We start from the raw sequence: 20,765 nt of genomic DNA on the forward strand, positions 1-20,765 counted from the left end.
CTACCGGTCCGCGATCCGCCAAGGGTTCACACGCCCGCGGAGCCCGCCGGATCCAGCAGCCGCTGGTGCCAGGCCGTGGCGGACAGGTCGGTGAGGCTGGCCACCTGGTCGATGACGACCCGCAGCCGGGCCGCGTCGTCGGGGGCCGCCCGCCACATCGGGGCGAAGACTGCGTCGAGGCCGTCCGGCGCACGGTCCGCCAGTGCGGCCACGAGTTCCTGGAGGACCGTGACCTCCTGCGCGTAACGCTGCTTCGAGCCCGGGCGGCGCATCACGTACCGCAGTGCCATCCCCTTCAGCAGCGCGCACTGCGCCCGCACGACGGGCGGGACGACCAGGTCGGCCTCGTAGCGGCGGACCGGCGCGTCGCCGTGCGCGGCCCGGGTGGCGGACACGGCGGCCGCCGCGAAGCGCCCGGTGAGCACGCTCGTCACCCGCTTGAGGGCGACCTGCGCGGCGTGGCTGCCGTCGTAGTGGCCCAGCGGCACGAGGACCGGGTCGGCGAGCAGGTCGAGCAGGACGGTCTCCAGGTCCGCGGCGCGCTCGGAGGAGTACGCGGCGGCGACGTCCTCGCACAGCGCGGCCCGCTCGCCGCCGTCGGCGCGCAGCGTGGCGAGGTTGACGTAGCCGCCGTGGACGCCGTCCTCGACATCGTGCACCGAGTAGGCGACGTCGTCGGCCCAGTCCATGACCTGCGCCTCGAGGCATCGTCCGGCATCGGTGCGGCCCGCGCGCAGCCATTCGAAGACGGCCGCGTCGTCGGCGTACACGCCGAACTTGCGGTAGCCGTCGCGCCGCGGCCACGGGTACTTCGACACCGCGTCGAGCGAGGCCCGGGTGAGGTTGAGCCCGGCGGAGGCGCCGTCCGGCGCGAGGACCTTGGCCTCCAGCCGGGTGAGGACCCGCAGGGTCTGCGCGTTGCCCTCGAAGCCGCCGCATGCCTGGGCGACCTCGTCGAGGGCGTCCTCGCCGTTGTGCCCGAACGGCGGGTGGCCGAGGTCGTGGGCGAGCCCGGCGGTGTCGACCACGTCGGGGTCGCAGCCGAGCCGGGCGCCCATCTCCCGGGCGATCTGCGCGACCTCCAGGGAGTGGGTGAGCCTGGTGCGCAGGAACGCGTCGGCGCCCGCCGTGTGCACCTGGGTCTTCGCGGCGAGGCGGCGGAACCCGGCGGAGTGCAGCACGCGGGCCCGGTCCCGCTGAAACGGGCTGCGGCCGTTGTCCGCGCTGGTCGTGGTGCGGTCCTTCTGCGGCTCGTGCACGTAGCGTTCCGCGTCCGGGTTCACGTGTCGAGCTTAGAGGTCTTCCCGGGTTCTTCGTCCCGCGCCGCAGGAACCGGATCGGACGGCGACGCGGGCGCCTCGCGACCGGCAGACGCCTCGCCGGCGGCGGGTGTGGCACGACCGGCAGGCGCCTCGCCGGCGGCGGGTGGGGCACGGCCGGCGGGTGGCTCGTCGAGGGCGTCGACCATCGGCGTCATCAGCACCTTGATCGCCGCGACGACCGGGATCGCCATGAGTGCGCCGACGACGCCGAGGACCGCGCCGCCGGCGAGCGCCGCCAGCAGCACGGCGATCGGCGACAGGTCGACGGTGCCGCGCAGGACCCGCGGGGCGATCAGGTAGTTCTCCAGCTGCTGGTACAGCAGGAAGAACACGACCACGACGACGGCGGCCGGCCAGAGCCCACGGGTCACCAGCGCGACGACCGTGCAGCCGACCGCGCCGACGGTGGCGCCGATGAGCGGGATCAGGTCGGTGACCGCGACGAAGAAGGCGAGCGGCAGCGCGAACGGCACGTCCAGCAGGAACAGGCAGGCGAACGACGACACCCCGGCGAACAGCGAGATGATCAGGTTGCCGATCATGTAGCCGCCGACCTTGTCGATCACGACGTCGATCGCCTGCGCCGCGTGGGGGCGGCCCCGCCGGGGCACGAGCCGCACGACGCCGCGCCGGATCCGGGGCAGGTCGGCCATGAAGTAGACCGTGAGCACGGTGACCAGCAGGACGTTGAGGACGGCGCTGAAGATGCCGGTGATCACGCCGAGCGCGCCGCCGCCGATCCTGCCCGGCAGGGTCCTGGCGAGCTCGGTGAGCTTCGCCGTCAGTCCGTAGCGGTCGGCCACCTCGCGATAGGCCCGTGACCGTTCGGGCAGCTCCCGCAGGTACTGCGGGACGTTGCGCAACAGGTCGCCGGCCTGCCCGACCAGCGGCGGGGCCAGCGACCAGACGAACCCGGCCAGCAGCGCCACGGCGAGCACCATGATCACGGCGACCGCGACCGGGCGGCGCACCCCGCGGCGGACCAGCAGCCGCACCGCCGGGTCGAGGCTGACGGCGACGAAGACGGCGACCGCGACCTGCACGAGGATCTGCCGGACGTTGTACAGCGCGAACGCGCCGGCCGCGACGGTCAGCAGGCCGAGCCCGGTGGCGACGGCCCGGCGGTACGCCCGGCCGAAGTCCGTTACCGGGGGTGGCGCAGGATGCAGAACTCGTTGCCTTCCGGGTCGGCGAGGACGAGCCATTCGGCGTCCTCGTGCTGACCGACGTCCACGTGGCGGGCGCCCATGTTGACCAGGCGCTCGATCTCGGCGTCGAGGTCGTCGGGGCGCAGGTCGAGGTGGAGCCGGTTCTTGGCGTGCTTGGGGTCCTGGTGGCGCAGGAAGATCAGCCGTGGGTGGCCGTCGGCGCCGGGGCCGACCACGACCTCCCGCGCGGACACGCTCTCGACCCGCTGGTCGAGGACCTCGGCCCACCATCGGCCGAGCCGCTCGGGGTCGAGCGCATCGACGATCAAGGCATCCCACCGGCTCCCCATGCGCACCTCCGTGGACGGCGTGGGGACCCACCATACGCCGCGCCGTCGGGCGTCGCAGCCATGCCGGAACGCGTGGGGGGACGGCACTTTAGTCGCTTCCCGACCCCCATGTCCCGTAAACGTGCAAATTGCAAAAAGCAGTAACCGATCGGATCAGCGTTATCGCCCGAACGCACGGAGTAGATGATCAAGTGGCTTGGGGTAATTTGCCGGAAGCGCATCGTTACGGCCTCTCCCTCACTTTCTGCCGCTGTGCGCCACTTCCTCCTGCCCGCCGGGCTTGTACCGGCCCCGCCCGCGAACGGGAGACTCCGTGCCTGCTATCGATGACTGCCTGCGACGCGCCATGACGATCCGGGGGGCGATCGGGGCCAGCCTCATCGACTACACGACCGGACAGTCGCTGGGCATGCAGGGCGGACAGGAGCAGGTCGCGCCGCACGCCGACCCGGCCGCGGCGGCGCTGGGCACCGCGAGCGTCATCCACGCCGCGATGCAGACCGCCGCGTACGCCCCGGCGGTGCCCGGCGACACGGTCGAGGACGTCATCATCAGCACCTCGGCGGCATATCACCTGATCAGGCCCGTCCGGACCGGCTTCGACTCGCGGCTGGTGCTCTACGTGTGGCTCGACCGGGCAGAAGGCAACCTGGCCATCGCAAGGCGCCGGATCCGCGCCCTCGCCGAGGAACTTGCATGATGACAAGTATGTCGGAGGTGGCGGCGTGACCAGTCGGGGCAGGGCGACCGTGAAGGACGGGCGGCAGCAGCCCAAGCTCGGCCGTGGCGTCACCCCGGTGAAGGCGCTCCAGCAGCTCGCCGGCCTCGGCGTGACCGGCGCGATGACCGTCGTCGGCCAGCCCGGCGGCGTGATCTTCCTCCGCGACGGCCTGGTCAACGGCGTCGAGTCGCCGGCCGCGCCGAGCGTCGACCGGCTGCTCACCGCCGCCGGGGTGGTCGACGAGCGGGTGTGGGAGACGATCCCGTCCCGGCCGGCCAGAGCCCTCGTGGAGGGCGGGCACCTCAGCGCGGCCGAGGTCGAGCTGTGCGCGATCAACGCGTTGTACGACGCGGCCTGGTTCGTGCTGTCCACCGAGCGGGCCGAGCTGCGCTTCGCCCCGGACATCGAGCACTGGCTCGGCGCCGAGAGCACCGTGACGGCGGACCAGTTGTGCGACCATGTCGCCCGGCAACGGCGCATCCTCGACGAGGTGCACCCCTCTGACGTCACTGACACAGCCGCGGTCAGGCCGGTCCTGCGACCGGGCCTGGACCGTGTGCTGCTGTCCGGGCTGCAGTGGGAGATCGTGCTGCACGCCGATGGGCAGCGCACCCCGCAGGACCTGGCCGGCCTGCTGGGGCGCTCCGCGTACGCGGTGACCCTCGACGTGCGGCGGCTCGCGGCGGCGGGCCTGATCGAGTCGCCGCCGCCCACCGGGGACGAGCTCCCGTCGTCGTCAGCGCCGTCGTCGACGCCGTCCTCGTCGGTGGTTGCGGCGTCGGTACCGGCGGCGCCGGCGTCTTCCCCGTCGGCGGATCCGGCGTCGGTACCGGCGGCGCGGGCGGCAACGGCGTCGCCTCCGGCCTCGTCGTCATCGGCGCCATCGCCATCGGCCGCGACGGGATCGGCCGCGGCGGGGCAGCCGGCCGGCTCGGCACCGGTCAGCGGCGGCGGCGAGGAGTTCCTGCCGCAGCGGGTGCCGGGGACGTTCACGTTCGAGGATCCGGCGACCGACACCCGCAGGCACCTGCCGGCGGGGGTCACCGCCCTGGCGGTGCTGCCGGGCGCGATCGACAAGGCACCCGACGACACGCTGCTCAAACGCATCCGCTCGGCGCTGCAGTCCCTGCGATGAGCCGACCGGGAGATGGAGGTAACGCGACGATGACCACCGATGCGGAACTGCGCGGCGCGCTCCTGCTGGAGCTCGGTCGCCTGCGCCGGGCCGTGCCGGAGCTCACCGGGTGCCTGGTCGCCAGCACCGACGGCCTGCTGATCGTCGACGAGGCCGAGACGGTCGTCGCCGAGGGGATCGCCGCGCTCGCGGCGGCGTGCCTCGGCGTCAGCCAGCGGATCGCCGACAGCGCCGGCCAGGACGACTTCCAGGAGGTGTTGATCAGCAGCATGGGCGGGCACGTCGCCATGTACATGGCCGGCCACGGCGCCGTGCTGGTGCTGCTGGCCGCCGCCGACGCGAACGTCGGGAGGCTGCACCACGAGGCGCGACGGTCGATCAGCGTGGTGTCCCACGTGGTGGCCACCGCCGCGCTCACCTTCGCGCAGGCGATCCCGGAGCCGGCCCGGTGGTAGGCCGCAACGGCGGGGCGCACCGGCGACCCAGGCGAACGAACGAACCAACCCCCCAGACCATCGACAGTCCCCCCACGAACAAGCTCACGGAGGTAGCCATGGCGGACATGGAAACGGCGCTCAAGGAACTCATGACCATCGACGGCGCAATCGGCGTCGCGCTGGTGGACTACAACAGCGGCATGGCGCTCGGCGTGCTCGGCGGTTCGAAGGACCTGGACCTGACCGTGGCGGCGGCCGGCAACACCGACGTGGTCCGCGCCAAGATGCGCACCATCGAGATGCTGAACCTCAAGGACGGCATCGAGGACATCCTCATCACGCTGAACAACCAGTACCACCTGATCAGGCCCCTCACCGGGCGCTCCGGCAAGGGGCTGTTCCTGTACCTGGCGGTGCTGCGGTCCCGGGCCAACCTCGCGCTGGCCCGGCACCAGCTGGCCCGCGTCGAGGAGGACCTCGACGTCTGACCTCAGCGCAGCGGTTCCGCCCTAACGGGTGTCGGAGGTCGACTGCTCGGCGACAGCCGCGCGGCCGGCCTCCAACCGCGCCACGGGCACGCGGAACGGTGAACACGACACGTAGTCCAGGCCCACCTCGTGGAAGAAGTGCACCGACTCCGGGTCGCCGCCGTGCTCGCCGCAGACCCCGAAGTGCAGCTCCGGCCGGGCCGCCCGGCCCTCGTCGACCGCGATCCGCACGAGCCGGCCGACGCCGTCACGGTCGATGGACTCGAACGGCGACACACCGAAGATGCCGAGCTCCAGGTACCGCCAGAAGAACGCCCCCTCGACGTCGTCGCGGGAGAAGCCCCACCCCATCTGGGTGAGGTCGTTGGTCCCGAACGAGAAGAAGTCGGCGGCCTGGGCGATGTCCCCCGCGGTCAGCGCGGCCCTCGGCACCTCGATCATCGTGCCGATCTTCACGTCGACGTCGTGCTCACCGATGATCTTCTCGGCCTCGGCGCGGATCGTCTCCAGCTCCTGCACCGCACCGACCAGCGGCACCATGATCTCCGGGTGCGCGCCGTCGACCTGCGCGGCGGCCTCGACGATCGCCCGCACCTGCATCGCGAACAGGCCGGGGATGACCAGCCCGAGCCGCACGCCGCGCAGCCCCAGCATCGGGTTCTCCTCGTGCATGCGGCGCACCGCGTCCAGCAGGTCCTTGTCGTGCCCCGGGTCCTGGCCGCGCTCCTCCGCGACGGCGACCTTCACCGCGAGGTCCTCCAGCGGCGGCAGGAACTCGTGCAGCGGCGGGTCGATGAGCCGCACCGTCACCGGCAGGTCCCGCATCTCGCGGAAGAGCTCGACGAAGTCGGCCCGTTGCAGCGGCAGCAGCTCCTCCAGCGCCGCGTCGCGGTCCTCCGCGGTGCGGGCCAGGATGAGCCGCTCGACGAGGGACCGGCGCTCGCCGAGGAACATGTGCTCGGTGCGGCACAGCCCGATGCCCTGCGCCCCGAACCGGCGGGCCCGCGCCGCGTCCTCGCCCGTGTCGGCGTTGGTGCGCACCCTCAGCCTTCTGCTGCCGTCCGCGTGGGTGAGGACCCGGTGCACCGCGCTGACGAGCGGGTCGGCCTCGGCGTCGAGGGTGCCTTCGAAGTACTGCACGACCGGCGACGGCTGGACGGGCACCTCGCCGAGGTAGACGCGGCCGGTGGTGCCGTCGACGGAGATGACGTCCCCCTCGGACACCACGTGACCGTCCACCGTGAACTGTCCCTTGTGGAGGTTCACGTCGAGGTCGTCGGCGCCGCACACGCACGTCTTGCCCATGCCGCGGGCGACCACCGCCGCGTGCGACGTCTTGCCGCCGCGGCTGGTCAGGATCCCCTGCGCGGCGATCATGCCGGGCAGGTCGTCGGGGTTGGTCTCCCGGCGCACCAGGATGACCTGCTCCCCCTCCTTCGCCATGGCCACCGCGTGCTTGGCGTCGAACACGGCCTTGCCGACCGCCGCGCCCGGCGACGCGCCGACCCCGCGGGTGAGCTGCTCGGGCTCCCCGTTCGGACCTCCTGAGAGGTCGAACGTCGGGAACATCAGCTGCGCCAGCTGGGCGCCGTTGACCCGGCGCAGCGCCTCGTCGAGGTCGATGACGCCCTCGTCGACGAGCTGCGTGGCGATGACGAACGCGGCCGCCGCGGTCCGCTTGCCGACGCGCGTCTGCAGCATCCACAGCTTGCCGCGCTCGATGGTGAACTCGATGTCGCACAGGTCGCGGTAGTGCTCCTCGAGCTTCGCCATGATCTTCAGGAGTTCGTCGTACGACTTCTCGTCCTTGTTGGCGAGCTCCTGCAGCGGGATCGTGTTGCGGATGCCGGCGACGACGTCCTCACCCTGGGCGTTGGCGAGGTAGTCGCCGTAGACGCCCGGCTCACCCGTCGCGGGGTCCCGGGTGAAGGCCACGCCCGTGCCGGAGTCGGCGCCCAGGTTGCCGAAGACCATCGCGACCACGTTGACGGCGGTGCCGAGGTCGGTCGGGATCCGCTCCTGCCGCCGGTACAGCACGGCGCGGTCGGCGTTCCAGGACCGGAAGACGGCGCTGACGGCGAGGTCGAGCTGCTCGCGCGGGTCTTGCGGGAAGTCGCGGCCGGTGTGCTCGCGGAAGATCTCCTTGTACGTCCGCACCAGCGCCTTCAGCGCGGCGGCGTCGAGGCCCAGGTCGTCCTTCGTCTTCGCGGCGTGCTTCGCGTCGTCGAGCGCGTGCTCGAACTCCTCGCCGGGCACCTCACACACGGTCTTGCCGAACATCTGGATCAGCCGCCGGTAGGAGTCCCAGGCGAACCGCTCGTCCCCGCCGGCCTGCGCGGCGAGCCCGTCGACGCTGCGGTCGGTGAGCCCGACGTTGAGCACCGTCTCCATCATGCCGGGCATGGAGAACTTCGCCCCCGACCGCACACTCACCAGCAGCGGGTCGTGCTGGTCGCCGAGCCGGCGGCCCATCTTCGCCTCGAGGGCGGCGAGGTGCTCGCCCACCTGCGGGTCCATGCCCTCCGGCGGACGGCCGGTCTTCAGGAACTCCCGGCACGCGTCGGTGGTGATCGTGAACCCCGGCGGCACCGGCAGGCCGAGGTTGGTCATCTCGGCGAGGTTGGCTCCCTTGCCGCCGAGAAGGTCCTTGAGATCCCGGTTACCCTCTTCGAAGTCATAGACGAACTTCTCCACTGAAGCCTCCATGGTTGACTGATCCATCGTTAGGGTTCCCGTGTGCGGGACACCGTAAAGCGGCGTTCCGAGCTTTGGCATGGCCTTGAGACAAGTCGCACAAGGAACGGCACATTCGCCTCTTACGGGTGCAGTTGGGAGCGCTCCACCAAGCACCTTCGCGCATCGTTGCGTTTCGTGTCCGTTTTACGGCTTCCGCATTCCCGCACGTCGCAACGCTTGGACCTGCTCCATCTCCCCGCTTTTCGATCACGTCCGAGCATCATTTGTGCGCGCTGCCATCGGCTATCTGAGTAGCCCGGCATGGCATGCTCGAAGGCGTGACGTTGAAGCTCGGTCCCTATGTCGTCGACCCGCCCGTGGTGCTCGCCCCCATGGCGGGCATCACCAACGTCGCCTTCCGGCAACTCTGCCGCGAGCAGGGTGCCGGCCTCTACGTCTGCGAGATGATCACCACCCGCGCCCTGGTCGAGCGCAACCCCAAGACCATGAGCATGATCCAGTTCGGCGCCCTGGAGAAGCCGCGGAGCCTGCAGCTGTACGGCGTGGACCCCGCCACCATCCGCAAGGCCGTCGAGATGGTCGTCGAGCAGGACCTCGCCGACCACATCGACATGAACTTCGGCTGCTCCGTCCCCAAGGTGACCCGCCGCGGCGGCGGCTCAGCGCTTCCTTGGAAACGGCGCTTGTTCCGCGACATCGTGACGTCGGCCGTCGAAGGCGCCCAGGGCCTACCGGTGACCATCAAGATGCGCATCGGCATCGACGACGACCACCAGACCATGCTCGACGCAGGCCGCATCGCCCAGGACGCGGGCGTGGCATGGGTGGCCCTGCACGCCCGCACCGCCGCCCAGCGCTACTCCGGAACAGCCAACTGGGACGCGATCGCTTCGCTGAAGTCCTCTTTGGACATCCCGGTCCTGGGCAACGGCGACATCTGGGAAGCTTCGGATGCGCTGGACATGATGTCCCAGACAGGCTGCGACGGCGTGGTCATCGGCCGCGGCTGCCTCGGCCGCCCCTGGCTCTTCGCCGACCTGGCCGCCGCCTTCGCCGGCCGCACCGACCGCGTCCTACCCACCCAGGGCGAGGTCGCCGCCCTGATGCTCCGCCACGCCACCCTCCTCGTCGAATGGTGGGGTCGCGAAAAGGAAGGCGTGACAGACTTCCGCAAACACGTCGCCTGGTACCTGAAGGGCTTCCCGGCAGGCGGCGAACTCCGTGCCGCCATGGCCACGTCCTCATCCCTGACCGAACTCGGCGCCCTCCTGTCCCAGCTGGACCCCGACGTCCCGTTCCCCCGCGAGATCCTCGGCCAACCGAGAGGCCGCACCGGCACCCCGGCAAAGGTCATCCTCCCCCAGAACTGGCTCGACAACCCCGACGACGACACCATCCCCGAAGGCGCCGAACTCGACGACTCCGGCGGCTGAGGGACCATTCGCCGGGGGTGGCGGTGGGCGGGCGTGGATGGGCCGAGCATGGGGGCATGGCGCGGGACAAGGTGCTGGTCACCGGGGCGGCGGGTGGGGTCGGGTCCGTCGGGCGGACGGTTGTGGAGCTGCTGCGGGAGCGCGGTGTGCCGGTCAGGGCGATGGTGCACCGGGAGGACGGGCGGGCCGAGGCGCTGCGGGCGACCGGGGCCGAGGTCGTGGCCGGGGACCTCACCGACGCGGGTGACGTCGTGCGGGCGCTCGACGGCTGTGGGCGGGTGTACTTCGGGATGGGCGTGTCGGCGGGGTACCTGCAGGCGACCGTCACCGTCGCGGCCGCGGCGCGGGAGGTGGGGCGGCTCGCGGTGCTGGTCAACATGTCGCAGATGACGGTGTCGGAGATGACGCTCACCAGTACCGCGGAGTCGGCGCAACAGCGGATGCACCTGCTGGGTGAGCGGGTGCTGGACTGGTCGGGGCTGCCGGTCGTGCAGGTGCGGCCGACCGTGTTCCTCGAGAACCCGCTCTTCAGGGTCACCGGTGGGGAGCTGCGGCTGCCGTTCGGGCAGGCGCGGACCTCGCCGGTCGCGGCGCGTGACGTCGCGGGGGTCGTCGCCGCGGTTCTGGGCGAGCCCGGGCCGCACGTGGGGAAGGTGTACGAGCTGACGGGGCCGCGGTCGCAGGACATGACCGCGATGGCGGCGGAGATCGCGGCCGCGGTGGGGCGGCCGGTCGCCTACGTCGACGTGCCGATGCGGCAGTGGATCGACGAGACGCTGGCGCCGCTCGGGCTGCCGGAGCACCTGCGCGACCACCTGGTCACCATGGCGAAGCTGCACCGCGAAGGCCGGTACGACCGGCTGACCCACGACGTCGAGGCGATCCTCGGCCGCCCGCCCACCGCCGTCCGCGACGCCGTCGCCGTTGCCGGCGCCGGAGTCTGACCGGGCTCAGCCGGAGAACCCCAGAGTCAGGTCGGCGGTGGTCACGGCTTGCGGCCCACCGCCGCGTACATGGCGACGTCCGCGGGGGTGGCGTCGGGGTAGGCGTCGCGCCAGTCGCTGACCGCGACGATCCCCGGCGGCACGAGGTCGAGCCCCTCGAAGAAGGCGCCGAACTCCGCCGCGGTGCGGGCGTAGCCGTCGGTGCGTCCCGCGGCGAACATCGCCCGGTACGCGGCCGCGCCCGCCTCGTCGGCGAAGTCCACGGTCGCGTTGGTGGCGACCAGGTAGCTGCCGGAGGGCAGCGCCGACAGCAGGGTCCGCACGATCGGCAGCGCCTCGGCGTCGGTGTGGATGAAGTGCAGGATCGCCACGAGGAGCAGGCCGACCGGCTGGTCCAGGTCGAGGGTGGCGCGCAGGTCCGGGTGGGCCAGGATCGCGGCGGGATCGCGCAGGTCCGCCTCCAGGTAGGCGGTCCTTCCCTCGGGTGTACCGGTGAGCAGCGCCCTCGCGTGGGTCAGCACGATCGGGTCGTTGTCGACGTAGACGACGCGGGACGCGGGGGCGGCGCGCTGCGCGAGCTCGTGCGTGTTGTCCGGGACGGGCAGGCCGGTGCCGATGTCGAGGAACTGCCGGACACCGGCCTCCTGCGCCAGGAACCGCACGGCGCCGCGCAGGAACGCCCGGTTGGCCAGGACGGCGGTGCGCACGGTCGGGAACGCGGCGGCGATCTCGTCGCCGGAGGCGCGGTCGGCGGCGAAGTGGTCCTTGCCGCCGAGCCAGTAGTTGTAGCGGCGGGCAGGGTGCGGCACCGTCGTGTCGATCCGGTCCTGTCCGGTCACGACCGACCCCTCACCGTGAGCGACGTCGAAGCGTCGATGCCGCCGAGATTAGTCGATACGTGCCGCACCCGTGCCCGCCCCCCGTGCAACTTCTAGCAGCCCTCCTGCTTCGGCCCCGGCTGCGCGGCCGGCGCCGTGTCGGCCACGGTCACGGACAGCTGCGCGGTGCCGCCGACCTGGGCGCCGCTCTCGTTGACGGTCCGCGAGCCGAGGAACGCGAACGTGACCGGGTCGAAGATCAGGTCACGGCGCCACCCGTCGGGGCCGACGCGGCCGACGGCGGTGCCGGTGCGGCCCGCGGTGTCCTGCGCGTCGCCGACGAGCGTGGCGCCGGGGATGAGCTTCAGCGCCTGGAACACCGCCGCGTGCTGCGCCGCGGGCATCGGGGCCGCGGCCAGCTCGATGCCGGCCTTCCACAGGTAGTGGTTCTTGTCGGCGCCGCCGCCGGGGAACCGGGCGAAGACCTTCAGCATGCCCTGGGCGTCGGCGGGCAGGGTGCCGTAGTACGCGTAGTCCCGCCGGGTCACGTCGCCCTTCACGGGGCACAGGACGCGCACGTCGACGCTGCCGGCCTTGGGAAGGTCCGCCGGGAGCGGCTGCCCCGGGTACGGGCGGGGCTCCAGCTGCTCGGTCCTGGACACGCCCGGCTTCGAGTTGTCGGACGCGACCCAGGTCGTGACCTTCATCGCGTACAGGAAGCGCCCGCCCTCGCCGAGCTCCGCCATGTCGGACATCAGCGACTCGGTGACGACGAACTGTCCCGGTCCCGGGTTGATCGCACCAGGCGCCGCGGCCGCCAGGTCGAGCAGCTCCGCGACCGAGACGGGCCTGATCTTCACGGCCGGCGGGGCGGACGAGCCGGCGGCCGGCAGCGACCCACCGGCCACCCGCGGCGTGGGCGTGGGGGCCGAGGTCATCATGACGGCCACGGCGACGGCGGCCGCCGCGGTGGCGAGCCCGGCGGCGAAGATGAGCGGCCGGTGCGACCGGGGCCGCGGCGCCGACGCGCGCATCGCCGTCACGAACGCCCGCTCGGCACGCGTCACGTCGGCCATCTCGGGCACCTCGCTGCGGAAGTCGCGCAGTGGTTGCAGGTCGTTCACAGGTCCTCCTGAATGGATGTCGGGTCCGCCCCGCCGAGTGCCGCGCGCATCCTGCTTCGAGCCCGGTTCACCCGGGACCGCACCGTTCCCACGGGCACGCCGAGCGCGACCGCGATCTCCTCGTACGTGAGGTCGCCCCACGCGACCAGCAGCAGCGCGTCGCGGTACACCGGACGCAGCGCCGCCAGCGCCGCGGCGAGCCGCCGGTCGACGGCCCCCGCACCCAGCCGCGCGTCGCTGGACACCTCGAACGCCTCCGTCACCGGGTCGACGCCGGTGCGTTCGAGGGCCTTGAGCGCCCGGATCTCGGCGCGCCGGTGCCGGCCCACCAGGTTGGTGGCGATGCCGAACAGCCACGGCCGGGCGTCGAGCCGGTCCGCGGCGTAGCGGTGCCGCTGCCGGAACGCCGCGAGGAACACGTCGGCGCAGACGTCCTCGGCGACGGACGGGCCGAGGCGGCGGGTCACGTACCGCTGGATCACCGACGCGTGCCGGCGGAAGATCTGTGCGAAGAGCTCGGGCTCATCCTTGGACCGCGCGATGATCACGGCGTCGCCCACCGGTTCGGTGGCCACCGCCGTCTCGGTTGGTCTGGTCATCGGACATCAGGCCTCTCGGCTGTCGGTCAGTACATCTGGTACTTGCCCGACAGCCGAGAGACGGTTCCCGACTTTCTCAGATCACGTGAACGGTCCGCCCAGCCACTGCGGGAGCGCGTTCTGCCAGCGGAAGGACTTGCCGTCGCCGAAGTCGCCGCTGGCGCTCTACACCGGCGACACCGCGACCGGCACCCCAGCCGGCACGGCCGCCCCGGTCGTCTACGCCGCCGGCGGGTTCGACGCCAACGCCGTCCCGGCCGTCACCGGCGCCGACATCAACACTGACGGCAAGCCCGACCTCTGGGCCGACTCGCGCGGCACCGCGCTCGACGCCCGCCTCAACACCGGCGCCAACGCCCTCGCCGCGGCGGTCACCAACCAGCTCGGCAACCAGGGCCTGATGAAGTCGGCGTACGCCGGGTACTGCGTGGACAACAAGGGCAGCGCCACCACCGCCGGCAACCCGATCCAGCTGTACAGCTGCAACGGCGGCCCGCTGTCGCAGTGGTGGACGATGACCAGCGACGGCGCGCTGCGCCTCGGCACGATGTGTCTCGACGTCAAGAGCAGCGGCACCGCCAACAACACGCCGGTGCAGCCTGGTGGCACCCACGATCGCCGCCGGCGCCGGGAACTTTCCGGACGCCGGCGGCGACTACCCGTCCGTGGAGTGCATGCGGTTCCGGGAAGCGCTGTCCGCACGGATGGACGGTGAGGAAGAGCCGGTCGCGCCGGCGCTGGTCGACGCGCACCTGTCGCACTGCGGCGGGTGCCGGCAGTTTCAGCGGGACGCGGTCGCGGCGACGCGGCTGGTCCGGCTCCAGCCCTTGCACGCCGCGCCGATCCCGGCGGAGCGCCTGCTGGCGGGCTTCTCCGACCAGCCTTCCGGGGCACGGTCCTTCGTCCTGCCGTCCTTTCGCGGACGGTCCTTCTTCAAACGGTCGCGTCTGGTGTACGCGCTGCGGGTGCTGCTCGGTGCCTTCGGCGCGGCGCAGTTCCTGCTCGGCATCGCCCAGGCCGCGAACGCCGCGACCACGCACGCGCACCAGGCCGGCCACGTGTTCCACGAGTCGGCGGCCTGGAACGTGGCGATCGGCGCCGGCTTCGCCTGGATCGCGACCCGGCGGGCCACCCCGGCGGGGGCGCTGCCGATGCTGACGGCGTTCGTGGCCCTGCTCGCGCTGCTGTCGGCCAACGACCTGCTCGCCGGGGCGGTCGAGACGGCGCGGCTGGTGAGCCACGGGTTCGTCCTCGCCGGCTACGCCATCGTGCTCGCCCTGTCCCGGCCCGCCCTCGACCCGGCCGGCCCGCCGTCGGACCGGCAGCGCCCGCCGCGCCGCTGGGGGCGCCCGCCCGCGCTCGACGAGGTCCCGCCGCCGCCCGCTCCCGCTCCCGCGCCGCTGCGCCTGGTGCCTGGCCCCGCCTCCCGCCTCGACCGGGCCGCCCCTTCCTGGGACCGGGCCGTCTCTTGCGGGGACCGGGCCGCCTAGACCCGTCGTAGCAGGTACGTGTCCATGATCCAGCCCTTGCGGGCGCGGGCCTCCCGCCGGACCGTCTCGATCTCGTCGATCACCTTCCCGAGCCGCCCGGCGACGAGCAGCTCGTCCGGCGTGCCGAGGTACGCGCCCCAGTAGATGTCGACGTCCTCGTCCCGGTACGCCCGGCAGGCGAGGTCCGCGTCCAGCATGACGACGACGTCGTCGCACCCCTCCGGCCAGCCCGCGCCGAGCCGCCGCCCGGTGGTGATGTGGACCGCCCCGGCGACCCGGTTCAGCATGATCCTGTGCCGGGCGGTGAGCGCCTGCACGCTGGTGATGCCCGGGATGACGTCATAGCCGACCGCCACATTGCCCCGCGCGGCGATCGTGTCCAGGATGCGGATCGTGCCGTCGTACAGCGCCGGGTCACCCCAGGCGAGGATCCCGCCGACCCCGTCCTCACCGAGCTCGGCGAGCAGCGCCTCCTCGATCAGCCTGGCCCGCTCGTCCCGCCAGTCCCGCACCGCCCCCTCGTAGTCGGCCGCGGTCCTGTCCCTGGGCGGATCGGCGATGACCACCGTCCGGAACTCCCGCTCCGTCGCGAACCGGTCGCAGATCTCCCGCCGCGCCTCGGTCAGGTCGGCGGTCGTGTCCCCCTTGTCCAGCACGAAGAACACATCGACCGCGTTCATGGCGTTGATTGCCTGCACGGTCACGTGCTCCGGGTCGCCCGCGCCGATTCCGATGATCAGTACCTTCCGCACCGCCCCATGATGTCAGGCCCCGCCCGCCCCTCTGCATGATGGACCGATGACACAGGACCGCTGGGACGAGGTCATGACCCTCCTCGTGGAGTCCGTCCCCGCCGGCCGCGCGACAGTGGTCGTCGACGGCACGGACGCCACGACCGGCCTGGTGGCCGACCGCCTCGCCGCCGCCCTCCGCGCCGCCGGCCGCCCCACCACCCGCTCATCGACCGCCACCGGTTCACCGGCCGCCGCTGGCTCTGCGGGCGCCGTCGGCGAGGTGCTCGTCGCCGATGGGGCTGAGGCTCGGGCGGGGGCGCCGGACGGGTGGGACGTGGTGGTCTGGTTGCGCACCTCGCGGCGCGAGCACGCCGCCGACGGGGCGCGGGGCGACACGGCGGACGTCGTCGTCGACCTGCACGACCCCGCGTGGCCCGTGATCCGGCACGTCGACCCACGGCTGCTCGACCGGCGCCGCTGGCACCTCGTGGAGTCCCGCGCGTTCTTCGGCGTACGCGCCGGCACGTGGGACGCGAAGTTCGGCGACGACCTGCCCGCGTACGCCGCGGCCGTCGAGGCCGCCGGCCTGCCACCGGGCGGGGTCGTCGTCGACGCCGGCTGCGGCACCGGCCGCGCCCTGCCCGCCCTGCGCACCGCGGTCGGCCCGTCCGGCACGGTCATCGGCCTCGACCACACGCCGCAGATGCTCGCCAAGGCCCAGGAGAAGGGCAACACCGGACTGGTCCTCGCCGACGCCAGCAGGCTGCCCTTCGCCGACGGAAGCATCGACGCCGTGTTCGCCGCGGGTCTCGTCATGCACCTGCCGGACCCCGTCGACGGCCTGCGCGAACTCGCCCGGGTCACCAGGCCCGGCGGCCGCCTCGTGCTCTTTCACCCAACGGGCCGCGCAGCCCTCGCCGCCCGCCACGGCCGCGTCCTCCGCCCTGACGACCCCCTCGCCGAAGCCCCCTTGGCCGCGACGGCCACCCTGTCCGGCTGGCGCCTCACCACCTACGACGACGCCGCCGACCACTTCCTCGCCCTGGCCGACCGCCTCCCCTGACGTTGCCCCGCCGGTCGGTCAGTGCCGACGGGCGGACGGCCGTGTTACGAGGTGGGGGTGTGACGGACGGCGAGGAGGCCGCGGGCCACCAGGAACTCCCTAGCCTCGGCGGCGGCGGCCGGAGGCAGCTCCGTCCATGGCAGGACCAACGGGTTGATCTTTGCGACGGTCAGGATCCAGAACTCGGGTGTCTCCTTGACCGCCTGGACCGACTCCCAGGTGTACCCGACGTTGAGGCTCTTGGTGTGCGCCTGCACGTCGACGTCGGTCAGGTCGTACGTCACCGTCTCGCCGAGCAGGCCGGTCTTCGCCTGCGCCGCGGCGCGCGAGACGAGCCACGGGAAGCAGAACACCCCGGCGCCGATCGCGGCCGGCGCGGCACCCGACGCGACGTCATTGGCGAACATGACGATCCCGACAGCGGCGAGGACCGCCCCCAGGACGTACAGGCGCAGCAGCTTGCCGCCCATGGTGGCCCTGATGGCTCGACGCGCCCGACCCGGCTCCGGCTCGACCGTGAAGCTGATTCGCATCTTTCCCCCATCGACGCGCACACGGTACACCGGCGTGATCGGCACTGGGGGGCCTCACATCCCGTCGGTGGCGGAGCCGACCGTCCAGTAGACCCGGTTGTAGTCCTCCAGCTCCAGCCGGTCGCCGGACTCCGCCACCCGGTAGGTCGTGACGCCGCAGTTCGCCGGCGTCTGACCCTCCGGCCAGCGCTGCGCCTCCTGGTAGCCCCACCGCTCCAGCAGGAACCGGAAGCACCGCAGCGTCCCGCCGTGCGTGACCACCATGACCTTCTGCCCCGCCCGGTCGCGGAACAGCGTGTCCAGGAACGTGTGCACCCGCCCCGTCACGTCCGCGAGGCTCTCCCCGCCAGGTGGCCGCGCCATGAACCCGCCGAACGTCTGCCAGTACTCGTTCAGCCACGGGAACGCCGCTTCCGCCTCCGCCGTCGTCATGTCGTAGGCGAAGCCCGGATCCCGCTCCCGCACGAAGATGTTGGTCCGGACCCGCATCCGCTCCAGCTCCGCCGCCGGATACGCCGCGAGCAGGCCCTCAGCGGTCTGCACCGTCCGCGCGTACCCGCTGGTGTACACGTAGTCGAACACCCCGAACCGCTCCCGGATCGCGTGCCCCGTCTGCTCCGCCTGCTTGCGCCCGTCGGCCGTCAGCTCGATCAGGTGATCCGGCACGCCCCGCACCACCTGCCGCGCCGCGTCGTCGGCGAAGTAGACGCTGCCCTTCTTCGCCTGGTTACGCGCCGATTCGGCATGCCGCACGAGCACCAGCAACGCCGGCCGTTTCGCTTCCATCTCCGGATGCCTCTTCTCTGAACGTCGGCTCGGTCAGGACTCGTACTGCTCGGCGGGCGCCTGGATCACGGTCGAACCCGACACCTCGATGAACGGAATGGTCTCGCCGTTGACGGTGTCCTTCAGCTGGCGGTCGGTGTACGTGCCGGTGAGCCGCAGCCACTGCTCCTCGCGCAGCCCGTCGGGCAACTGGCCCGCCAGGGCGACCTTGACGGGACGGGCGTCGGCGGCGCAGCAGCTGACCATCATCCGGGCCAGGAGCCAGGTGCCGCCGGGGCCACGCATCGCGAAGCCGGTCAGCTCGACCCGCCGGTCACCCAGCGACGTACCCCGGTCGAACACGGCCCTGGACGCATAGTCGAGCATGGTCAGCTTGACCGGGTCACCGGCCGGCAGCGGCGCGAAGTCGGACTTCGCGACCAGTGCCGCCCCCGACCGACCGGCCGCATACGAGCCGAGCGCGGGCGGCGCGACCAGCAACAGCCCGAACACCGGAAGCAGCAGCAGCCACGCGACCTTCGGCCCACCGCTGCCATGCCCGTGCCCGTCGTCATCCTGCTCGTGCTCGTGCCCGTGTCCGTCGTGCGCCGAGACGCCGGCCGCACCCTCCGGAACACCGGCGGACCCTCCCGACGCGCCGGCAGCGCTCTCAGCGACGGCGAGCCTGGCGGGGCGCAGCTCGTACCAGAGCGAGAAGAGCCCGGCGAGCACCAGGATCGCCCCCGACAGGATCAGGTACGGCTGCAACCCCGGCTTCACATAGTTCAGGTACTGGTCGGTGAGGCTGGCCCGCAGCACCGCACCACCGACGAGCAGCAGAATGACCGCCTGCGCCTGCCTGTTCACACCAGCACCGTCCCGCCCGTCGCCGACATTCTCTCCGCATTCATGACCGCTCCCACAGACCGCCCCACGACCCGCCCACCGCCGATCCTCCCGCCGCGCCCATCACGCCACCCCACCCGCAAGCCCCACCGCACCCACCACAGCGGCCTTGAAGGGCGTGGTCCCAACAGCACCGCCCCGACCAACCCGGACCCGACGACCACAACCCCCACCGCGAGCATCACAGCGAACACCACCGCAGGCATCACAGCGGAGCGCGGCAGAGTCGTCGGCAGCACCACCCCGACCGGAGCGGACACGGCGACCGCCACCCCAGACGCACGCATCACGCCAGGCACCACCGCGAGCCGCACAGCGAGCGCCGACGCGGGCGCCACGGCGAATCGCGGCAGCATGGGTCAGCGGGACCGCCCCGACCAGAGCAGACCCAGCGACCTCAACCCCGGATACGAGCGTCACGCCAGACGCCACCGCGAGCGACCCAGCGGACGCCGGGGCGGACCTCGACAGGGTGGTCACAGCAGCACCGCCGCGACCAAGACAGACACGAGCGCCGCGACCTTCGTCCACAGGCAGCAGCGCGGGTGGCGCGGCGGGTGGCGACGAAGGTGGTGCGGTGGAGCGGGCGGGCGCGGTCATAGCAGGACTGTCCCGACCAGGGCGGACACGGCGATCGCAAGGACGAACGTGGCCGGGGCGAAGCGGATGGCGAAGCCGCGGCCGAAGATGCCGGCCTGCATGGCGAACAGCTTCAGGTCGATCATCGGGCCGACGACCATGAAGGCGAGGCGGGCCGTCAGCGAGAACTGGGTCAGCGAGGCGGCGACGAAGGCGTCGGCCTCCGAGCAGATCGACAGCAGGACGGCGAGCAGGCCGAGCACCAGGATCGCGACGAACGGGTCGGCGGCGAGGCCGGCGAGCCAGGACTTGGGCACGGCGACGGCGATGACGGCGGCCGCGGCGGCGCCGATGACCAGGAAACCCCCGGCGTGCAGGACGTCGTGGCGGACGCTGGCCCAGAACGCCGGCCACTTCCGCATCCCGTCGAGGTGCGCCCGCGAGGGCATGCGCAGCCAGCTGCCCTTGCCGAACGCCTGCCACAGCCAGCCCATCAGGCACGCCACGACGAGGCTGGCGAGGGCGCGGGCGACGACGACCCGCGGCTGGCCCGGGAACGCGACGGCGGTCGAGACGAGCACGATCGGGTTGACCGCGGGCGAGGCGAGCAGGAACGCGAACGCGGCCGCCGGGGTCACGCCGCGGCGGACCAGGGCGCCGGCGACCGGCACGGACGCGCACTCGCAGCCGGGCAGGACGACGCCGGCGACGCTCGCGGTCGGCACGGCCAGGGCGGGGTGCTTCGGCAGCGCCTTCGCGAAGAACGACGGCGGCACGAAGACGGCGATGACGCCCGACAGCACGACTCCGAAGACGAGGAACGGGATCGCCTGGGTCATCACGGACACGAACACGGTCAGCCAGGTCTGCAGCGCCGGCGCCGACAGCGACTCGGTGAGCGGGTCGCGGAGCAGGACGACCAGCACGAGCAGCGCGGCGAGCACCTCGACCGAGCCGACCCTCCGCCGCGGCCTGGTGGCGGCGGTGGGGGGCGGCGGAGAAGTCACGGTCACGCCTGGAGGCTACCGTCCAGGTATGACAGTTCGGCGAACCGCATGAACACAACACGGGCACTGGTGGCGGTGTTCGACACCCCGGTCGCCGCGCACCTGCTGGACTTCGCGACGACGCTCGGCTTCCGGGTCGCCCTGGCCGATCCCGACCTCGAGGGCGTGGTCGTCGACGCCGACACCGACGTCGTGGTCACCGATCACGACCGGCCGGAGCTGGGTGCCGTACTGCGCGACGCCCTCGCCTCGCCGGCCCGCTGGATCGGCGTGATGGGCAACCCGAGGCACCCCGGACCACACGTCGAAGCCCTGCGTGGTCTCGGTGTCCCCGACGATGAGATCGCCAGGGTGCACCGCCCGATCGGCCTGAACATCGGCTCGAGGACGCCGCCGGAGATCGCGCTCGCGACCCTCGCCGGGCTCGTCGCCGACCGTAACGGCCGACCGGGCGGAACCGACTTCCAATAAG

Annotated in this window: 22 protein-coding genes; 10 read left to right on the top strand and 12 right to left on the bottom strand. The window is 72.4% G+C overall.

Annotated features, from left to right (window positions below):
* Positions 1-26: 26 nt before the first annotated feature.
* Genes ABD332_RS48520 through ABD332_RS48530 form a run of 3 tightly spaced genes read right to left on the bottom strand, consistent with a single transcriptional unit; the run spans position 27 to position 2,820 of the window.
* Positions 27-1,283 carry a deoxyguanosinetriphosphate triphosphohydrolase gene (locus ABD332_RS48520; RefSeq protein WP_344511883.1) on the bottom strand — a complete coding sequence of 419 codons (1,257 nt, stop codon included), beginning with the start codon at positions 1,281-1,283 and terminating at the stop codon, positions 27-29.
* Complete coding sequence (locus tag ABD332_RS48525; protein WP_344511884.1) at positions 1,280-2,527, bottom strand: AI-2E family transporter; 1,248 nt, start codon at positions 2,525-2,527, stop codon at positions 1,280-1,282. Before ABD332_RS48525 ends, ABD332_RS48520 begins: the two co-directional genes overlap by 4 nt.
* On the bottom strand, positions 2,467-2,820 hold the full coding sequence (locus ABD332_RS48530; protein WP_344511885.1) for a VOC family protein: 354 nt from the start codon (positions 2,818-2,820) through the stop codon (positions 2,467-2,469). The genes ABD332_RS48525 and ABD332_RS48530 overlap by 61 nt, the downstream gene beginning before the upstream one ends.
* 346 nt (positions 2,821-3,166) lie before the next feature.
* Between ABD332_RS48530 and ABD332_RS48535 the strand changes: the two genes are divergently transcribed.
* The 4 genes from ABD332_RS48535 to ABD332_RS48550 all read left to right on the top strand — a co-directional run bounded on the left by ABD332_RS48535 (position 3,167) and on the right by ABD332_RS48550 (position 5,601).
* Positions 3,167-3,520 (top strand): hypothetical protein, encoded by a 354-nt coding sequence (locus ABD332_RS48535; protein ID WP_344511886.1) that lies wholly within the window; start codon positions 3,167-3,169, stop codon positions 3,518-3,520.
* A 25-nt stretch (positions 3,521-3,545) separates the two neighbouring features.
* Positions 3,546-4,676, top strand: a complete 1,131-nt coding sequence (locus ABD332_RS48540) for a hypothetical protein (RefSeq protein WP_344511887.1) — start codon at positions 3,546-3,548, stop codon at positions 4,674-4,676.
* Between the two features lie 29 nt (positions 4,677-4,705).
* Entirely contained in the window at positions 4,706-5,131 is a 426-nt protein-coding gene (locus tag ABD332_RS48545) for a roadblock/LC7 domain-containing protein (RefSeq protein WP_344511888.1), read from the top strand.
* A 98-nt stretch (positions 5,132-5,229) separates the two neighbouring features.
* Positions 5,230-5,601, top strand: coding sequence for a hypothetical protein (locus tag ABD332_RS48550; RefSeq protein WP_344511889.1), 372 nt, complete (start codon positions 5,230-5,232; stop codon positions 5,599-5,601).
* Between the two features lie 21 nt (positions 5,602-5,622).
* Here ABD332_RS48550 and ppdK read toward each other — a convergent pair whose 3' ends face one another.
* Positions 5,623-8,307, bottom strand: coding sequence for a pyruvate, phosphate dikinase (gene ppdK, locus ABD332_RS48555; RefSeq protein ID WP_344511890.1), 2,685 nt, complete (start codon positions 8,305-8,307; stop codon positions 5,623-5,625).
* Positions 8,308-8,603: 296 nt separating this feature from the next.
* On the opposite strand from ppdK, the gene dusB reads away from it, so the two are divergent.
* Together dusB and ABD332_RS48565 are read left to right on the top strand one after the other, a co-directional pair.
* Positions 8,604-9,731, top strand: coding sequence for a tRNA dihydrouridine synthase DusB (gene dusB / locus ABD332_RS48560; protein WP_344511891.1), 1,128 nt, complete (start codon positions 8,604-8,606; stop codon positions 9,729-9,731).
* A 56-nt stretch (positions 9,732-9,787) separates the two neighbouring features.
* Positions 9,788-10,675 (top strand): NAD(P)H-binding protein, encoded by an 888-nt coding sequence (locus ABD332_RS48565; RefSeq protein ID WP_344511892.1) that lies wholly within the window; start codon positions 9,788-9,790, stop codon positions 10,673-10,675.
* A gap of 41 nt (positions 10,676-10,716) precedes the next feature.
* Here the strand turns inward: ABD332_RS48565 and ABD332_RS48570 are convergent, their stop codons facing one another.
* From ABD332_RS48570 to ABD332_RS48580, 3 genes are all read right to left on the bottom strand, one after another.
* Positions 10,717-11,514, bottom strand: a complete 798-nt coding sequence (locus ABD332_RS48570) for an SAM-dependent methyltransferase (RefSeq protein ID WP_344511894.1) — start codon at positions 11,512-11,514, stop codon at positions 10,717-10,719.
* Positions 11,515-11,606: 92 nt separating this feature from the next.
* Entirely contained in the window at positions 11,607-12,617 is a 1,011-nt protein-coding gene (locus ABD332_RS48575; RefSeq protein WP_344511896.1) for a CU044_5270 family protein, read from the bottom strand.
* On the bottom strand, positions 12,614-13,216 hold the full coding sequence (locus ABD332_RS48580) for an RNA polymerase sigma factor (protein ID WP_344511898.1): 603 nt from the start codon (positions 13,214-13,216) through the stop codon (positions 12,614-12,616). Before ABD332_RS48580 ends, ABD332_RS48575 begins: the two co-directional genes overlap by 4 nt.
* A gap of 136 nt (positions 13,217-13,352) precedes the next feature.
* Here ABD332_RS48580 and ABD332_RS48585 point away from each other — a divergent pair, with 136 nt between their 5' ends.
* Both ABD332_RS48585 and ABD332_RS48590 read left to right on the top strand, forming a co-directional pair.
* Positions 13,353-13,931 carry a ricin-type beta-trefoil lectin domain protein gene (locus ABD332_RS48585; RefSeq protein WP_344511900.1) on the top strand — a complete coding sequence of 193 codons (579 nt, stop codon included), beginning with the start codon at positions 13,353-13,355 and terminating at the stop codon, positions 13,929-13,931.
* Positions 13,891-14,706, top strand: a complete 816-nt coding sequence (locus ABD332_RS48590) for a zf-HC2 domain-containing protein (protein ID WP_344511902.1) — start codon at positions 13,891-13,893, stop codon at positions 14,704-14,706. Before ABD332_RS48585 ends, ABD332_RS48590 begins: the two co-directional genes overlap by 41 nt.
* On the opposite strand, the gene cobF is transcribed toward ABD332_RS48590, so the two are convergent.
* A complete protein-coding gene (gene cobF, locus ABD332_RS48595; protein ID WP_344511904.1) occupies positions 14,703-15,458 on the bottom strand; it encodes a precorrin-6A synthase (deacetylating) in 756 nt (251 codons plus the stop codon). The two genes, ABD332_RS48590 and cobF, sit on opposite strands and share 4 nt — an antisense overlap.
* Before the next feature lie 46 nt (positions 15,459-15,504).
* Between cobF and ABD332_RS48600 the strand changes: the two genes are divergently transcribed.
* Positions 15,505-16,503, top strand: coding sequence for a class I SAM-dependent methyltransferase (locus tag ABD332_RS48600; protein ID WP_344511906.1), 999 nt, complete (start codon positions 15,505-15,507; stop codon positions 16,501-16,503).
* 44 nt (positions 16,504-16,547) lie between these two features.
* Here the strand turns inward: ABD332_RS48600 and ABD332_RS48605 are convergent, their stop codons facing one another.
* From ABD332_RS48605 to ABD332_RS48620, 4 genes are all read right to left on the bottom strand, one after another.
* On the bottom strand, positions 16,548-17,036 hold the full coding sequence (locus ABD332_RS48605; RefSeq protein ID WP_344511908.1) for a hypothetical protein: 489 nt from the start codon (positions 17,034-17,036) through the stop codon (positions 16,548-16,550).
* A gap of 54 nt (positions 17,037-17,090) precedes the next feature.
* A complete protein-coding gene (locus tag ABD332_RS48610; protein ID WP_344511910.1) occupies positions 17,091-17,822 on the bottom strand; it encodes a histidine phosphatase family protein in 732 nt (243 codons plus the stop codon).
* A 33-nt stretch (positions 17,823-17,855) separates the two neighbouring features.
* Positions 17,856-18,668: a TIGR03943 family putative permease subunit gene (locus ABD332_RS48615; RefSeq protein WP_344511912.1), complete on the bottom strand. Its 813-nt coding sequence runs from the start codon at positions 18,666-18,668 to the stop codon at positions 17,856-17,858.
* Between the two features lie 635 nt (positions 18,669-19,303).
* Positions 19,304-20,299 (bottom strand): permease, encoded by a 996-nt coding sequence (locus ABD332_RS48620; protein ID WP_344511913.1) that lies wholly within the window; start codon positions 20,297-20,299, stop codon positions 19,304-19,306.
* Between the two features lie 42 nt (positions 20,300-20,341).
* Here ABD332_RS48620 and ABD332_RS48625 point away from each other — a divergent pair, with 42 nt between their 5' ends.
* The gene (locus tag ABD332_RS48625; RefSeq protein WP_344511915.1) at positions 20,342-20,764 is read left to right on the top strand and encodes an XdhC family protein; all 423 of its coding nucleotides are present in this window, start codon (positions 20,342-20,344) and stop codon (positions 20,762-20,764) included.
* Position 20,765: the final 1 nt, after the last annotated feature.

It is taken from the genome of Dactylosporangium maewongense, assembly GCF_039531485.1.
Taxonomy (GTDB): Bacteria; Actinomycetota; Actinomycetes; order Mycobacteriales; family Micromonosporaceae; genus Dactylosporangium; species Dactylosporangium maewongense.

Excerpts from the sequence above, each read along its gene's own strand:
- ABD332_RS48525 (WP_344511884.1), bottom strand. The coding sequence starts at position 2,527 with ATGGCTCGTCCTCGCCGACCCGGAAGGCAACGAGTTCTGCATCCTGCG.
- ABD332_RS48530 (WP_344511885.1), bottom strand. The coding sequence starts at position 2,820 with ATGGGGAGCCGGTGGGATGCCTTGATCGTCGATGCGCTCGACCCCGAG.
- ABD332_RS48535 (WP_344511886.1), top strand. The coding sequence starts at position 3,167 with ATGACGATCCGGGGGGCGATCGGGGCCAGCCTCATCGACTACACGACC.
- ABD332_RS48545 (WP_344511888.1), top strand. The coding sequence starts at position 4,706 with ATGACCACCGATGCGGAACTGCGCGGCGCGCTCCTGCTGGAGCTCGGT.
- ABD332_RS48550 (WP_344511889.1), top strand. The coding sequence starts at position 5,230 with ATGGCGGACATGGAAACGGCGCTCAAGGAACTCATGACCATCGACGGC.
- ppdK (WP_344511890.1), bottom strand. The coding sequence starts at position 8,307 with ATGGAGGCTTCAGTGGAGAAGTTCGTCTATGACTTCGAAGAGGGTAAC.
- dusB (WP_344511891.1), top strand. The coding sequence starts at position 8,604 with ATGCTCGAAGGCGTGACGTTGAAGCTCGGTCCCTATGTCGTCGACCCG.
- ABD332_RS48565 (WP_344511892.1), top strand. The coding sequence starts at position 9,788 with ATGGCGCGGGACAAGGTGCTGGTCACCGGGGCGGCGGGTGGGGTCGGG.
- ABD332_RS48580 (WP_344511898.1), bottom strand. The coding sequence starts at position 13,216 with ATGACCAGACCAACCGAGACGGCGGTGGCCACCGAACCGGTGGGCGAC.
- ABD332_RS48590 (WP_344511902.1), top strand. The coding sequence starts at position 13,891 with ATGCGGTTCCGGGAAGCGCTGTCCGCACGGATGGACGGTGAGGAAGAG.
- ABD332_RS48600 (WP_344511906.1), top strand. The coding sequence starts at position 15,505 with ATGACACAGGACCGCTGGGACGAGGTCATGACCCTCCTCGTGGAGTCC.
- ABD332_RS48605 (WP_344511908.1), bottom strand. The coding sequence starts at position 17,036 with ATGCGAATCAGCTTCACGGTCGAGCCGGAGCCGGGTCGGGCGCGTCGA.
- ABD332_RS48610 (WP_344511910.1), bottom strand. The coding sequence starts at position 17,822 with ATGGAAGCGAAACGGCCGGCGTTGCTGGTGCTCGTGCGGCATGCCGAA.
- ABD332_RS48625 (WP_344511915.1), top strand. The coding sequence starts at position 20,342 with ATGAACACAACACGGGCACTGGTGGCGGTGTTCGACACCCCGGTCGCC.